The 14,948-nt window shown below is 63.5% G+C and carries 14 protein-coding genes; 8 read left to right on the forward strand and 6 right to left on the reverse strand.

Translation table 11 applies throughout. The features are described 5' to 3' along the window. Positions 1 to 147: 147 nt before the first annotated feature. Positions 148 to 759 (reverse strand): LOG family protein, encoded by a 612-nt coding sequence (locus tag NKI21_RS21275; protein ID WP_352867164.1) that lies wholly within the window; start codon positions 757 to 759, stop codon positions 148 to 150. A 143-nt stretch (positions 760 to 902) separates the two neighbouring features. On the opposite strand from NKI21_RS21275, the gene NKI21_RS21280 reads away from it, so the two are divergent. Beyond that, positions 903 to 2,387 (forward strand): LysM peptidoglycan-binding domain-containing protein, encoded by a 1,485-nt coding sequence (locus NKI21_RS21280; RefSeq protein ID WP_128303054.1) that lies wholly within the window; start codon positions 903 to 905, stop codon positions 2,385 to 2,387. A gap of 24 nt (positions 2,388 to 2,411) precedes the next feature. Here NKI21_RS21280 and NKI21_RS21285 read toward each other — a convergent pair whose 3' ends face one another. Then, positions 2,412 to 3,206, reverse strand: coding sequence for an NAD(P)H-dependent oxidoreductase (locus NKI21_RS21285; protein ID WP_023813729.1), 795 nt, complete (start codon positions 3,204 to 3,206; stop codon positions 2,412 to 2,414). Positions 3,207 to 3,301: 95 nt separating this feature from the next. Here NKI21_RS21285 and NKI21_RS21290 point away from each other — a divergent pair, with 95 nt between their 5' ends. The 6 genes from NKI21_RS21290 to NKI21_RS21315 all read left to right on the forward strand — a co-directional run bounded on the left by NKI21_RS21290 (position 3,302) and on the right by NKI21_RS21315 (position 8,863). Beyond that, the gene (locus NKI21_RS21290) at positions 3,302 to 4,234 is read left to right on the forward strand and encodes a LysR family transcriptional regulator (protein WP_031213735.1); all 933 of its coding nucleotides are present in this window, start codon (positions 3,302 to 3,304) and stop codon (positions 4,232 to 4,234) included. 67 nt (positions 4,235 to 4,301) lie between these two features. Further along, on the forward strand, positions 4,302 to 4,634 hold the full coding sequence (locus NKI21_RS21295) for an ArsR/SmtB family transcription factor (protein ID WP_031213736.1): 333 nt from the start codon (positions 4,302 to 4,304) through the stop codon (positions 4,632 to 4,634). Between the two features lie 75 nt (positions 4,635 to 4,709). Further along, on the forward strand, positions 4,710 to 6,590 hold the full coding sequence (locus tag NKI21_RS21300; protein ID WP_023813732.1) for an ABCB family ABC transporter ATP-binding protein/permease: 1,881 nt from the start codon (positions 4,710 to 4,712) through the stop codon (positions 6,588 to 6,590). Between the two features lie 121 nt (positions 6,591 to 6,711). Next, on the forward strand, positions 6,712 to 7,059 hold the full coding sequence (locus tag NKI21_RS21305) for an antibiotic biosynthesis monooxygenase family protein (RefSeq protein WP_023813733.1): 348 nt from the start codon (positions 6,712 to 6,714) through the stop codon (positions 7,057 to 7,059). 283 nt (positions 7,060 to 7,342) lie between these two features. Then, positions 7,343 to 8,041, forward strand: coding sequence for a phosphatidylserine decarboxylase (locus NKI21_RS21310; protein WP_352442157.1), 699 nt, complete (start codon positions 7,343 to 7,345; stop codon positions 8,039 to 8,041). A 3-nt stretch (positions 8,042 to 8,044) separates the two neighbouring features. After that, positions 8,045 to 8,863: a CDP-alcohol phosphatidyltransferase family protein gene (locus tag NKI21_RS21315; protein ID WP_502895160.1), complete on the forward strand. Its 819-nt coding sequence runs from the start codon at positions 8,045 to 8,047 to the stop codon at positions 8,861 to 8,863. A gap of 234 nt (positions 8,864 to 9,097) precedes the next feature. Here the strand turns inward: NKI21_RS21315 and NKI21_RS21320 are convergent, their stop codons facing one another. Both NKI21_RS21320 and NKI21_RS21325 read right to left on the reverse strand, forming a co-directional pair. Next, complete coding sequence (locus NKI21_RS21320; RefSeq protein WP_352442158.1) at positions 9,098 to 11,320, reverse strand: AMP-binding protein; 2,223 nt, start codon at positions 11,318 to 11,320, stop codon at positions 9,098 to 9,100. Positions 11,321 to 11,444: 124 nt separating this feature from the next. Next, the gene (locus NKI21_RS21325) at positions 11,445 to 11,852 is read right to left on the reverse strand and encodes a tautomerase family protein (RefSeq protein ID WP_023813736.1); all 408 of its coding nucleotides are present in this window, start codon (positions 11,850 to 11,852) and stop codon (positions 11,445 to 11,447) included. Between the two features lie 113 nt (positions 11,853 to 11,965). Here NKI21_RS21325 and NKI21_RS21330 point away from each other — a divergent pair, with 113 nt between their 5' ends. Further along, complete coding sequence (locus tag NKI21_RS21330; RefSeq protein ID WP_352442160.1) at positions 11,966 to 12,823, forward strand: LysR substrate-binding domain-containing protein; 858 nt, start codon at positions 11,966 to 11,968, stop codon at positions 12,821 to 12,823. A 164-nt stretch (positions 12,824 to 12,987) separates the two neighbouring features. Here NKI21_RS21330 and NKI21_RS21335 read toward each other — a convergent pair whose 3' ends face one another. Together NKI21_RS21335 and NKI21_RS21340 are read right to left on the reverse strand one after the other, a co-directional pair. Continuing rightward, positions 12,988 to 13,896, reverse strand: coding sequence for a DMT family transporter (locus NKI21_RS21335; protein ID WP_128303057.1), 909 nt, complete (start codon positions 13,894 to 13,896; stop codon positions 12,988 to 12,990). A gap of 60 nt (positions 13,897 to 13,956) precedes the next feature. Continuing rightward, positions 13,957 to 14,844 (reverse strand): DMT family transporter, encoded by an 888-nt coding sequence (locus NKI21_RS21340; RefSeq protein WP_128303058.1) that lies wholly within the window; start codon positions 14,842 to 14,844, stop codon positions 13,957 to 13,959. Positions 14,845 to 14,948 lie beyond the last annotated feature (104 nt).

Below are 14,948 nucleotides of genomic sequence, written 5' to 3' on the forward strand. Positions count from 1 at the left end.
AGGGGAATAGGGGAATAGGGGAATAGGGGAATAGGGGAATAGGGGAATAGGGGAATAGGGGAATAGGGGAATAGGGGAATAGGGGAATAGGGGGCGCCGTTCCCAGGCACTTCACATATTCCCCTACTGCCTTACTCCCGTATTCCCCTACATCTTGTCTATCACCGACTGCACGCCCTCGGTCGGGGCGTCTACGGAGGATCCAGCCACCATGATGGCGGCGACGATCGCTTCGGGGTCGTCGACAACCAGCGGCTTGACCCGTTGCGCGGTGTGGATGAAGCCCTCAGCGGCCATGTGATCGAGCAGCGTCAGCATCGGATCCCAGAATCCTCCGACATTGCCGAAGACGATCGGTTTGCGATGATGGCCAAGCTGCGCCCAGGTCATCACCTCGACGATCTCCTCGACCGTGCCGATGCCCCCCGGCAGCGCCACAAAGGCGTCGGATTTCTCGAACATCTTGTGTTTGCGCTCGTGCATGTTGTCGGTGATCAGCAACTCGTCGAGCCGGTCAAGCGCGGTTTCGGTTGCCTCCCTGTTGATCAGGAAGCGCGGAATGATGCCCGTCACCTTGCCGCTGGCGCGCAAAGCGCCTTCGGCGACAGCGCCCATGATGCCTTTGGTGCCGCCGCCATAGACCAGCCGCATTCCTGCTTTGGCAATCGAGCGTCCGAGCAGGTTTCCGGCCTTGATATAGATTTCATCACGGCCCGGAGACGAGCCGCAATAGACGCAGACGGATCGAATCGTGTTCATGCCGATGATTGGTGATTGGGTCTGAAAGCGTGGTCAAGCCCCAAGGGTCAACAAGCCCGGGCTTTTTCTTGTCGGCCCGTTTTTCTTGTCGGCATTGGCAAAACAAGCTAGACCGGCGTTAGGTGGCTAAGGGGTAGGGAAATATGGCAATTAATCCACTGAAGGCGTTCCTGTTCGCGGCGGGTGGGACCGTTGCTGCCGCGGGAACCGCCTATGTATCGGGCGCACTCGACCCGTATCTCAATCCCACGCCGCCGGCGCAAGTGGCGGCGCAGACGTCGCCCGCAGCGCCAAAATCGGCCGATCCCGGCACCGAAGCGCGGCTGCCCGCCGCGGAGGTCCCCGCGGCTCCCGCCGCGGTGCCCCAGGCAACGGCACCGGCCGCGGCGGCGCCGGCTGCGGCCGGTCCCGTCGCACCGTCCTTTGACGTCGTGCGCGTCGAGGGCAATGGCTCGATCGTCGTTGCCGGCAATGCAGCGCCCAACGCAAAGGTCGAGATCCTCAACGGCACGACCGTGCTTGGCTCGACGGTTGCCGGTCCCGATGGCGCATTTGTCATCGTGCTGGACGATCCGCTGAAGCCCGGCGACTATACAATCGCACTGCGCGCGACCACGGGCGATGTCGTCACCCCTTCGGTGCAGACCGCTGTCGTTTCGGTTCCCAAGGATGCCGCCGGCCAGGTGCTGGCAATGGTCGAGGAGCCGGGCAAACCGGCCGAACTGCTCACCGTTCCGGCGCCCGAAACAAAGCCGGCTGCTCCGGCCGCCGCGCCGGCTGCTCCCGCAGCCGAAGCGCCCGCAACTGCTCCGGCACCAGCCGCCCCGGCACCTGCCGTCGTAGAAGCAGCACCGGCTCCTGCCGTGGTAGAAGCAGCACCGGCTCCTGCAGCGCCGGCGACGCCGCCCGCTGCAGGCGTGACCGAGCCCAAGATCGTCGTCGAGGCGGTCGAGATCGACGGCAGCAAGATCTTTGTCGCCGGTCTCGCCGATGCCGGCCGCAAGGTGCGCGCCTATGCCAACGATATCCTGCTCGGTGATGCGCAAACTTCGACGGACGGTCATTTCCTGGTCGAGGCGACGCGCGACATTCCGGTCGGCAGCTACACAATTCGTGTCGACGGCCTCGATACCGACGGTGTGACAGTTGTGGCCCGCGCAGCCGTGCCGTTCGAGCGCGAGCCCGGCGAAGCGGTCGCCGCCGTGGCACCCTCGGCGCCGAAGCCCGTTCAGCCCAAGCCGGCCGCACCTGCCGCCGCCGAGGCGCCGGCCGCGGCCGGGACGGCCCCGGCCACGACGCCTGCTCCCGCCACCGAGGCTCCGGCCGTTGTGGCGGAGGCGACGCCGCCAAGCGATGTGCCCGAGACCGTGGCGCCCAAGCTCGAACATGCCGACGGCGCCGTCATCATCCGCCGCAACGATACGCTGTGGCGGATCTCGCGGCGCGTCTACGGCCATGGCGTACGCTTCTCGACCATCTACCTCGCCAACCAGGACCAGATCAGTGATCCCGACCGCATCTGGCCGGGGCAGGTGTTCAAGGTCCCGGAAAAGTCGAAGGAAGGCGAGGCAGCCGACCTCAAGACGATGGGCGAGCAGGCAACGACAGCGCCGGCCAAGACCAACTAGATCCAAGGCCGTCCAGGTCGAAATCTACTGGTGTGCTGAGCCGCTCAGGTGCAGTTTGAATCCGATCATGTTCGGATCCCCCAGGTCGGGGCGTAGTTTCATGCTCGGAATCAAATAGTCGCCGCCATTCTGCCGGCGATAGGGGATGGGTTGCGTGGTCGCGAGCGTTCTCATCCTCTCGCGCAGGCGCTCGGCGGTGGGTTCGAAGTCGGCTTCACCGAAGCGGTCGACGCTGTAGACGACGAATGGCGGAAGGACGTCGTAGCCCGGGTAGTAGAGGATCCCGTGGTTGATCGGGAACAGCAGATCATCAATTGGTCCGTTGACGCCGCGAGGGGCATAGTGCTCCTCCCAGCCGCCGGCGGTCACGATCAACATTGCGCGCTTGCCCATCAAGGTTCCCTCGCCGTAGCGGTCGCCCCATCGTTTGTCGCTATGTTCGCCCACGCCGTAAGCGAAGCCGTAGGCAAAGACCCTGTCGACCCAGCCCTTGAGGATCGCCGGCATGGCAAACCACCAGAGCGGAAATTGGAGAATCAGGGCATCCGCCCATAGCAGCTTTGCGATCTCGGCCTTGACGTCCTCTGTCAGCGCGTCGGCCTCGAAAGACTTTTTTGACGCTGCGGCAGGCATCAGCCGCGCGCCCGGCGCCAAAACCGGAAAGTCGGCCCGATCAACCGCTGATTTCCAACCCTGGGCGTAGAGGTCCGTCACCCGCACTTCGTGGCCTTGTGCCTCGAGTTCTCTGATGGCGACGTCGCGGAGCGCGCCGTTGAGCGAGCGGGATTCGGGATGTGCGAAGACAAGTAGGATTTTCATGCGGGGGACTCCGGGGATTGAAAAACTGGTCCCTTAGCTAGGCAATATCGACGCAATCCGCTATATATTCGTAATGCATAAGATTGTGCCGAATAGTGGATAAATCGGACATCACCCTCGAACGCATGCGCACCTTCGTTCGCGTCGCGGAACGGGGCAATCTGTCCTTGGTTGCCGGTGAACTGGGTATCGGACAATCGACGGTCACGCGGCATCTGCAGGAACTCGAAGAGGCAGTGGGTGCGCCTTTGCTCAGCAGGACCACCCGGCGGGTCACGCTGACCGACGAGGGCAGCCGCTACTATGCCAACAGCGTCCAGATCCTGCGCCTTGTCGAGCAGGCCGGCGACGAAGCGCGGGGCGCACGTGGCGCGCCGGCCGGCACCGTCCGGATATCCTGTACTGCCGCTTTCGGGGTCTTGCACACCAGCCGACTCATCTTCGACTTTCAGGACCGATATCCCGACATCGGCGTTGACCTCAGCCTCAGCGATGAGCGTGTCGACCTCGTCAGGGAAGGTGTCGACATCGCGCTTCGGTTGGGGCCGCTCACCGACAGCTCATTGAGGCTGCGGGCCCTCGGCCTGTCACGGCGCCTGCTCGTGGCATCGCCGGATTATCTGGCGCAGCGAGGCAGACCGGCTATCCCGTCGGATCTGTCTGGACATGAGGGTATCCGGATGTCGAACGTGGCGGGGAGTGAAACTCTTGCCTTGCAGGGCGCCGGAGGCGAGCGCCATATGGTGCCTTTCGCGGGGCGCCTGCGTGTCGACCATGGGCTTGCCGCGCGCGAGGCTTTGCTCGCGGGTCGAGGGGTCGCACCGGCTCACCGATGGCTTGTCGACGATCTTTTGGCGGCGGGCCTGCTCGAGACGATACTGGATGATTATTCACTGCCGTCCGCCCCTTTGAACATGCTGATCGTCCCGGAGCGCGCGGGCGTTGCAAGGGTCCGCCTGATGGTCGACTTCCTGGCTGAGCGGATTGCCGGCATCCCGGGGATCGAGAAGTCCAGTCCAAAGCGTTAGCCGCTATCTGCTCTGCCCAGAAGAGTAGCTTGCAGCAGCGTCGACCATCGTTTATCGCCGATGGACGATGAGCGAATCCCTAGCTGAAATAGGTATGCCTGGCTGCGCCCCGGACAGCCGAGCCGTTGCCACCCGGCTGGCAGCACTTTCGCACCCGGCTCGGATCGAAATCCTGAAATACCTGTCCGCAAGCAACTCCTGCTGCTGCCGCGAGGTTGTCGACCGTTTCGATCTGGCGCAGTCCACTGTGTCACAACATTTGAAGATACTGGTCGAAGCCGGGCTGGTCCGGTTCGAACCCGACCGTCAGCGCTCGCGCTACGAGGTCGATCGTGCCGCACTTGCCGATGTTTCCGCGTCGGTGGCCGCGCTCGTCAATTCCTGCTGCTCCGGCCGCTAGACCATGATCCCGAAAAGTGGAGCCGGTTCTCGGACGAGATCATGGTCAAAAAGACATAAGAAGAAGGCACAAGAAATGGCCGAAAAAACCGTCTCCGACTCCTCGACCTTCAAGACGCTGCTCAATTTGTGGCCCTATATGTGGCCGGCGGATCGCGCCGATCTGAGAGCCCGGGTCACATGGGCGACGCTTCTGTTGGTCGTCGCCAAGCTGACGCTGGTCGCCGGTCCCTATTTTTTCAAATGGGCGACCGACGCGCTGGCCGGCGACGCCAAATCGGTGCCGCCGCTGCCGAGTTTTCTGCTGGCGCCGGTCATGCTGGTCGTTGCCTACAATGTCGTGCGCCTGGTGCAACTTGGCTTCAATCAATTGCGCGACGCCTTGTTTGCCCGTGTCGGCCAATACGCGGTGCGCCAGCTCGCCTTCCGCACCTTCGTCCACATGCACCAACTGTCGCTGCGCTTCCATCTCGAGCGCCGCACCGGCGGCCTGTCGCGCATCATCGAGCGCGGCACCAAGGGTATCGAGACGATCGTGCGCTTCATCATGCTCAACACGGCGCCGACCATCCTCGAATTCGCGCTGACCACCGGCATCTTCGCCTACACCTATGGCTGGAAATACGTAGTCGTCGTCGCGGTCACCGTCTGGGTCTATGTCTGGTTCACGGTCCGCGCCAGCGACTGGCGCATCTCGATCCGCCGCGACATGAACGACAGCGACACCGATGCCAACACCAAGGCAATCGACTCGTTGCTCAATTACGAGACGGTGAAATATTTCAACAATGAGGGCATGGAAGCCGAGCGCTTCGACCGCTCGATGGCACGCTACGAGGTCGCAGCGACCCGGATCTGGACCTCGCTCGGCTGGCTGAACTTCGGCCAAGGCATCATCTTTGGCCTCGGCACCGTCATCGTCATGTGCATGTCGGCGCTGGAAGTGCAGGCCGGCACGCAGACGGTCGGCGACTTCGTCTTCATCAATGCCATGCTGATGCAGCTGTCGGTGCCGCTCAATTTCATCGGCTTCATCTACCGCGAAATCCGCCAGGGGCTGACCGACATCGAGCAGATGTTCGACCTTCTGGATGTGCCGCAGGAGATCGTCGACAAGCCGGACGCGAAGCCACTTACTGTCAGCGCCGGCAAGGTCGAGTTCCGCGACGTGCATTTTTCCTATGACCCCAACCGCAAGATCCTGAAGGGCATCAGCTTCGAGGTGCCGGCCGGCAAGACCGTGGCCATTGTCGGGCCCTCGGGCGCCGGCAAGTCGACCATCTCGCGGCTTCTGTTCCGCTTCTACGACGTCCAGTCCGGCCAGGTGCTGATCGACGGCCAGGATATCAGGGACGTGACGCAGGAGAGCCTGCGCGGAGCGATCGGCATGGTGCCGCAGGACACCGTACTGTTCAACGACACCATCGCCTACAACATCCGCTATGGCCGCATCGGCGCCAGCGAGGAGGATATGCAGAAGGCCGCCGAACTCGCCCAGATCGGCCCGTTCATCGAGCGATTGCCTGACGGTTACAAGTCGATGGTCGGCGAACGCGGGCTAAAACTTTCGGGCGGCGAGAAGCAGCGCGTGGCGATCGCCCGCACCATCCTGAAGGCGCCGCCGATCCTGATGCTCGACGAAGCGACCTCGGCGCTCGACAGCCACACCGAACAGGAAATCCAGGCCGCGCTCGATCTGGTCAGCCGTGGCCGCACCACCATCGTCATCGCCCACCGCCTGTCGACGGTGATTACCGCTGATGAGATCATCGTGCTGCAGGACGGCCAGATCGCCGAGCGCGGCACCCATGCCGAGCTGATGCGCAAGCATGGCCTCTACGCCTCGATGTGGGACCGCCAGCGCGAGGCGACCGAGGCCGAGGAGCGCCTACGCATCGCCCGCGAGGGCGACGAGCTTGGCGTTGTCGTTCGTCGACGAACGTCGGAGGTGAATTGACACCGTTTCCTTCTCCAACGAGGGGAAAAGAGAAAATTTCCGCTTGACCTCAACTTAAGTTGAGATCGTAGGCCGTTCTTGGAGCCCGCCAACTAGCGTGTTTAAAAAACGGAGCAATCGAATGAGCGAGACAAATCAGACTGTTGACGGGGGCAGCGTGTTCAGGGTGGACAAATTCGTCGTCCCGGCCGCCGCTCGCAAGGAGATACTCGCCAAGGTCCGGACGACGCATGAATTGCTGCGCCTGCAACAAGGCTTTGTGCAGGATTTCCTGCTCGAGCAATTCTCAGGCCCAGGCGAATTCAACCTCGTCACCATCGTCGAATGGGAGAGCCAGGCGGCCGTCGACAACGTCGTGCCGATCGTCAAAGCCGCGCACGAGCGCATCGCCTTCAACCCGCAGGAGACGATCGCCCGGCTCGGCGTTCGCGCCGACATCGCCAACTATCAGAGGGTTCCCGGGCTGTAGCAAGGCTGCTACCGCCAGCCGATGCCAGGTGCCGGCGCTTCGACGCTGAGCACCTGGCCGGTGCGGGCTTCAGAAGCCTTCGGATTTGGGATCATGGACGGGCAACCTTTTCCGGCGCCTTGAACCGTCGGTGTCCCGAATTCTGCCGACAACGACACCGACCTAGCAAGCGGATCGCGACCCCTGCCGGCGCACCCAATACGGCCTTCCCTATTGTTGCGTTGCGGCGAGGGGGGCTTTCGGCTATTGAGGCCGGACTTGAAACGGAGCCTGTTTATTACCGATGAGCCTTGTCGATACGGTCAAGAACGCGTTCGTACCGATCCATCGCGAGGGCTATCCCTTCATCGCAGCCTTTGGCGCGGCGACGCTTTTCCTCGGTTATTTCTCCTCGATCCTGTTCTGGATCGGTCTGATACTGACGGCCTGGTGCGTCTATTTCTTTCGCGATCCCGAGCGCGTCACGCCGGTAGATGACCGCCTGGTGGTCAGCCCCGCCGACGGCATCATCTCGGCGGTCGGACCCGCCGTGCCGCCGCGCGAACTCGGCCTCGGCAATGTCGAGATGACCCGCATCTCGGTGTTCATGAACGTCTTCTCCTGCCACGTGAACCGCGCCCCGGTGCGCGGCCGTATTGCGAAAATCGAACATCGGCCGGGCAAATTCCTCAATGCCGAACTGGACAAGGCCAGCACCGAGAACGAGCGCAACGGCCTGGTCATCGAGAGCCCCAATGGCACGGTCGCGGCCGTCCAGATCGCCGGCCTGGTGGCGCGCCGCATCGTCTGCTGGGCCGAGGCCGGCGGCTCGATCGGCACTGGCGAGCGTTTTGGCCTGATCCGCTTCGGCTCGCGTGTCGATGTGTTCCTGCCCCTGACCGCGACGCCGCGCGTTGCAGTCGGCCAGACGGCGGTTGGCGGCGAAACCGTGCTGGCCGAATTCGGCGGTGTTGCCGGCACGCCTCTTGTTCGGGTTTCCTGACCGGTGGGCACGCAATACAAAAAGTTCGAGGCCCATGCCAGCGGCGGTCCGCGCATCCGCGAAATCCCGATGCGCATGGTGCTGCCCAATCTGGTCACCGTGCTCGCCATTTGCGCCGGCCTGTCCGGCATCCGCTTCGGCTTCGAAGGCCGCTTCGAGCCGGCGGTGGTGATGGTGCTGCTTGCAGCCTTCCTCGACGGCATTGACGGCCGCTTGGCGCGGATGCTGAAGGCGACATCCAAATTCGGCGCTCAGATGGATTCGCTGGCCGACATCGTCAATTTCGGCGTGGCGCCGGCTCTGGTGCTCTATGCCTTCCTGCTCGACCGCGCCGGTTCGCCGGGCTGGATCGCGGCACTGCTGTTCGCCATCGCCTGCGGGCTGCGCCTCGCCCGTTTCAACGTGCTCGATGACGAGAAGGCCGATCGCCCCATATGGCAGTCCGAATATTTCGTCGGCGTGCCGGCGCCGGCTGGCGCCGTGCTGGTGATGCTGCCGCTTTATCTCTATTTCCTGCGCACAGGTCTGGAGCCCAGTCGTCCAGCAGCCTTCGTCGCCACCGGCTTCACCATCCTGGTCGCTTTCCTGCTGGTCAGCCGGCTGCCTGTCTATTCCGGCAAGAGCCTGAGAATCCCGGGCGACAAGGTGTTGCCGATCATCCTGGGTGTCGTCCTCTACGTGCTCCTGTTGATGACCTATCCCTGGTACACGCTGACCGCTTCGGTCGCCGGCTACCTGATCTTCCTGCCGTTCAGCGTGCGCGCCTATTCGAAGCGCGCCAAGCTGGAGGGCGAGAAGGTGCCGCCTTCGGATATAGGTTAGAACCTACGCTTTCGTCATCCTAGGGCGAAGCAGGAGCGAAGCGACGTTGCGAAGACCCTGGGATCCATGCCGTGACCTCAGCCAAAAAGCGCAACGGACGAGAACTGGCAATCGCTTGGCGCCGGTCGCCTTCTGAATGGCCGCGCGTGACGTGAATGTCACGGAATGGATCCTAGGGTCTGCGCCGCGTCGCTTCGCTCCTTGCTTCGCCCTAGGATGACGACCGCGAGGTATTTACGCCGCGACGCCGAGCCCCAGCCTGTCGATCGCCAGCTTTCTCGTCGACACATAGTCGGTCTTGCCGGATCCCAGCACCGGGATTTCCTCGACCTTAACGATGTCGTTCGGCACCATCAGTTCGGCAGCACCCGCCTGTTTGCCGAATTTGCGCAATTCGTCGGGATTGGCGTCGTCGGCGGTGGTGACCAGCACGATGCGCTCGCCGCGCCTCTTGTCGGGCACGGCCACAGCCGCGTGGTGCTCTTCCGGCCACAGCGACTGCACCAGCATCTCCACCGCACCCAGCGACACCATCTCGCCGGCGATCTTGGCGAAGCGCTTGGCGCGTCCGCGAATGGTGATGAAGCCTTCGCGGTCGACGGCAACGATGTCGCCGGTGTCGTGCCAGCCGGTCAGCGGCTGCAGCTCGCCGGGGCGGTCCGACGTCATGTAGCCCATCATCAGATTCGGTCCGTCGAGCCACAATTGGCCGGCGTCGGAGATGCCTTCGACCGGCTCCAGCTTCATGCGCATGGCCGGCAGCAGCCGGCCGACCGTGCCATCGCGGCCATGGATTGCCGTGTTGACGGCAACCACCGGTGCCGCCTCGGTCAGCCCGAACCCTTCGATGATCTCGGCCTGGAAGCGCTCGCGATAGACGCGGCGGGTTTCCGGCTTCACCGCCTCGGCGCCGGCGACGACGAAGCGCAGGCTGGAAAAATCGCCGTCCTTGGCGGTGCGCGCATAGTTGGCGAGGAATGTGTCGGTGCCGAACATGATGGTCGGTTTTACCTTGCGCGCAACCTCGGGGATGATCTTGTAGTGCAGCGGCGAGGGGTAGAGGAACAGCTTTACCCCGGTGACCAGCGGTAGGATGGTGCCGCCCGTTAGGCCGAAGGAGTGGAACACCGGCAGCACGTTGAGCAGGATGTCGGCAGGCGAGATGGTGATCCGCGCCTCGGCCTGCATGGCGTTGGCGTAAAGGTTCTTGTGCGACAGCACGACCGCCTTCGGCGTGCCTTCCGAGCCCGAGGTAAACAGGATCACGGCCGGCTTGGCCGCATCCTGCCGCTGCAGTGGCCAGCGCCACAGCAAGGCGGCGGCAAGCTTGTCCAGCGCGGTGACGCTGGCCCGCACATCCTCGAGCCAGAGAAGCCTGGCGCCGCCCTTTTCGATCGCCGCGACGATATCGGCAAGGTCGGCCTTCTCGACGAACGCGCGGGACGAAATCACGGTCCTTATCACCGCCGTGCGCACGGCCGCGGTGACGCTCGCCGGCCCGGCCGTATAGTTGATCATCGCCGCCACCCGGCCGGCCGACAGAAGGCCGGTGAGCGACAGCACGACGCCATTGGCGTTGGGCAGCATCACACCGACCGCTTCGCCCGGCGCCGTGACGGCCTCGAAGCGCCTGCCCAGGACGCGGGCGCCGATGAACATCTTGCGGTAGCTCAACGCACCCGAGATGACGTCTTCTATGATCGTGTGCGAAGCGCCGACGCGGTCGGCGGCATCGCGCATGGCCAGGAAAAGGCCACGATCGAGGTTGGTGCCGAAGAGCCGCGCCTCGGCGACACGGTCGAACAGCGCGTTGGTGTTCGAGGCCTGCTCGGGGTTGCGCGCCACCAGTTCGGCGATGGTCATCGGCTCCAGCACGCTGATCGACAGCTGCGGAAACCAGTGTCGTGGCGCCTTGTCCGCGGGCGTCAGCGACACCGGCAGGCTGCGCGCGCCGCCGACGAAGATCGGCACGATTTTGGCATCGGCCTGCATGGCGATGCGGGTGACGGCACGAAACAACCGAAACGTCTTGACGTCGGGCTCGACCGCATCCGGCAGATAGACGGCGAGCCGGCCCTTGCCTTTGAGCACGCGCACCAGCCGGCGGCTGACGAAGACATGTTCGGCGTTGAAGGCGATGGTACGGCCAAGCTCGCGCCAAGGTTCGAGCCACGGCGAGCGCGCCGAGACCTCATCGAGAATATGCAGCGTGTCTTCCGGCAGCAGCGACAGCATCAGCGCCGGCTCGAAGCGCGATTGATGCGAGATGACGTAGATGACTGGAGCCTGCGCCTTGCGGGCGACCCGGATGCGGCTGTCTCCGATCCGGTAGGCGAGCTTGAACGGCACATAGAGCAGCGCCTGGGTGAAGCGCAGGCCGAGGCGGAATTTTTCCGCCACGCCGATCAGCAGCCAGGCCAGAACAAGACCCGCAAGCAGCGCCAGTGTCAGGATCATGCCGCGTCTCTCCCAACGTTTTTTAGCATCTCGGCTCTTTGCGGCCGTGTCGGCCAGAACCTAGACGATGTGGGAGCAAGGTCAATGCGGAGCTTTTGCTTCCCTTGGTGCGGGAAGCTGCTTCTCACGCCGCCTGCAGCCGTCCACTGATGAAACGAAATTCCTGCGTCTTGCCGCCATAGCCATAAGCGGCTGCCGGCACTTCATGCACGAAGGCGTAGCTCTCCTCATGCACGCCGCCCAGCAGACGGCCGAAGGCTGCGAAGATCGCCTTCAGATAGGCCTCCAGTTCAAGCTTGGTATTGGTGCCGTCGACCACCTTGATATCAAGCCAGAACGTGTTGGTGCCGTGCTCGGCCAGCGACATGCCGCTGGCGAACCAGTGCTGCGGATCCACGTAGGACACGGCAACTGCCGTGATCGTCGGGTCCTTGCGCAGCTGCGTCGCGGTGATTTCGGTGGCCTCCTTTGCGATGCGAGCGGAAAGAGCCGCGTCAGGTTTGCCGGTGACGCTGATGTTGATGATGGGCATTTTTCTTCTCCTTGGCTTGAGCGGCGTCCGATCGCCGTTGAAACAACCATGCCACCATCTTTCGATCAAAAAAATCGAATTGTTTTTAACGGAAGATTCGATAAGATCGAAGTATGGAAACGCTGGATCCCGATCTGCTCCGAACCTTCCTAGCTTTCGTCGACAGCGGCTCACTGGCCAAGGCGGCTGCAAGCGTCGCACGTTCGCCCTCGGCGGTGACCGCCCAGATGCAGCGGCTGGAGGAAATCGTCGGCGAGCCGCTGCTGGCGCCGCAAGGGCGAGGGCGCGGCTTAACCCCTGCAGGCGAAGACCTCGTCGGCCATGCTAGGCGGATCCTTGCCGCCCATCGCGAGGCATGGCTGGCGCTTAAGGGCGCCCGCGCTGCCGGACGCGTCGCCATCGGCACGACACAGGATTTCGCCGACAGCGGCCTGCCGGATCTGCTGCGTGCCTTCGCCGGCAGCCATCGGCGCGTCAGGATCGAACTGCGGGTCGGCCGCTCCGCCGAACTGGCGCAGGCGCTGCAGTCTGGCGGCCTCGATCTGGCGATCGTCATGCGCCAGGCGGCAGCGCCGGACGAAGTCGGTGTGCTGCGCGAGCCGATGATATGGCTATGCTCACAAAAGGGGCTGGCCACGCGGCAGGAGGAACTGCCGCTGGCGCTGCTCGACCCATATTGCGGTTTTCGCGAAGCAGCACTTGCCGCACTCGATGCTGCCGGCCGCCGCTATCATATTGCTGCCGGCAGCGCCAGCCTGGCCGGCCTGCGCACGGCGGTGAACGCCGGTGTCGCGCTGACGCTGCGAACGGCCCGCTTTGCCCATTCCGGCATTGTCGAGGCACCGCGCGAGCTTGGCCTGCCACAGGTTCCAATGGCTGAGTTCGCCATCCGGCTGCGCGCTGGCGCCGATGGTCCGGCGGGCGATCTGGCGGCCCTGCTCGGCGGTAACCTTGCCCTGTCGGGCGGTTGAATGAAGAAAAAGCCGACCTTACGGTCGGCTTGGGGGCAAAGAAAAAGCCGACCTTACGGTCGGCTTGGAGTAGGACGGGCCGAGGGGTTTGGGGGGACTTGGGGATGGCCCGTCGCAGCAATAATGCCTGACCCGGATGATGGTTCCGTGACCGCGTCACTTTTTTAAGAAATATTTGATGCTAAGCGTTGCGAGCGGGCCATCAGCCAATCCCGCCCCGCATGGGCAAACACCGCACACAACACGATGACGCCGCCGATCATGCTGGCGGCTGGGGCAATCTCGCCCAGGAACAGGAAGGCAAACAGGATCGCGAACGGCACTTCGGCCGAGCCGAGCAGCCCGGATTCGGCCGGCGGGATGAGCCGCGCGCCCTCCGTCCACAGGATCGAGGAGAGTGCGAAGGACGCGCCGAAAGTGGCGAGCAGAACGGCGTCCCTTGGCGAAACCGCCAGCGGATCGGCGACGAACCAGCCGAGCACGAACAACAGGAAAGCCGAAACCGCACCGGCCCACACCACGGGCGTGTCGCGGAAGGCGCGCACCATGATCATGTAGAGGCCGCTGCCGATGGTCATCAGCAGTGCCAGTCCGTCGCCGAACAGATTGCCGGTGCCGAAGCCGGACCAGACCATGATCGCCACGCCGCACAGTGACACGGCGGCGGCGACCATCGTCTGCAACCGGAAGGGTTCGCGCGTCAGAACCCAGGCCAGCAGCGCGGTGACGAAAGGTGCTGTGGCATAGATGACGGCGACATTGGCAACGAAGGTGAACTTGAATGCCGATATGAAAGCGATGCTGGCGAGAGCCCCTTCCACCGCCAGCAGCCAGCCGCGCCAGCCAAGCCGCAGGCTATCACGCCCGCCGGAGCGGTGGCGCCGCCACAGCACATAGAGGCTGACCAGGATCGAGCCGACGAAGCCGCGCCAGCAGATGATGGTCAGCGGGTCGGCATGGATCGACTTGGTCAGAACGCCGGTCAGGCCAAACACAGCCGCCGAGGACGACACCAGGATGATGCCGAGCGTACGCTCCGCGGCGGTGTCGATGGTAGCTGCAATCTCAGTCATGCGGCCAGCCTACGCCGCTTGGTCCTGACATCGTAATGTCAGCAATGATGGTGATCCACATCATAGGCGTTTGCGGAAATGCTCGGTGCCGACGATCAACAGGCCGGCGGCGACGATCAGCGCAGCGCCCAGGAACACCTCGCGACGCGGCACGTCGCCCCAGATCGCAAAGCCGAGTGCGAATGCCCACAACAGCGAGGTGTATTCCAGCGGTGCCAGCACCGAGGCCGGTGTGCGCTTCATGCCCTCGAAGAGAAGATACTGCGCCAGGCCGCCGAGTGCGCCGACGCTGGCAAGGAGCAGCAACTGAGCCCCGTCCGGTGTCCGCCACCACAACAACGCCGGTACCGCCGAAAACAGCAGGAAATAGAAATTGTTGAGCAGGAGTTGGATCATCGAGCGCTCGGCAAGGGCGGTTTTGCGCAAGAGTACGATGGCGATGCCCCACAAGAAGGCGGCCGCCAGCACCAGCAGCACCGGCACGGACAGGCCGAGATGAGTCGGATCGCAAGCGATGAACACGCCGGCAAAGCCGATCAGCACCGCCAGCCAGCGCAGCATCGGCACTTTTTCGCCGAGCAGGAACACCGAAAGCACGGTGACAATGATTGGGGCCGCGTAATAGACGGTGGTCAGTTCGGCGAGCTGCAGGCTGCGCGCCGCGTTGTAGTAGCAGAGCCACGCAGCAAGCGTGAAGGCACTGCGCACCAGCATCGGCCGCACGATCGGCGAGCGCATCGTGTCAGCAAACAACTGTCGTCCGCCGATCGCCGCGCACGCACCCAGAATGGTGATGCTGCGGAAGAACATGATCTGCCAGACGCTCATGCCGACGACCAACAGCTTGATCGAAGCATCCTGTGTCGAAAACAGCAGATAGGCCGCACCGGTCAGCAGGATGCCTGCGAGAACCCGCTCGCGTGTTTCGAGAATGGCGATATCGGCCATAAGGCGCGTGGGACCAAAATTGCCGGAGCGGCAGAAATGCTGTGAGGAGCGACACAAGGGAACTGTGAATTCAGCTCCCTTGGCACCAAGCTATACGGGCGAAA

This window comes from Mesorhizobium sp. M0715, from assembly GCF_040320355.1.
Taxonomy (GTDB): domain Bacteria; phylum Pseudomonadota; class Alphaproteobacteria; order Rhizobiales; family Rhizobiaceae; genus Mesorhizobium.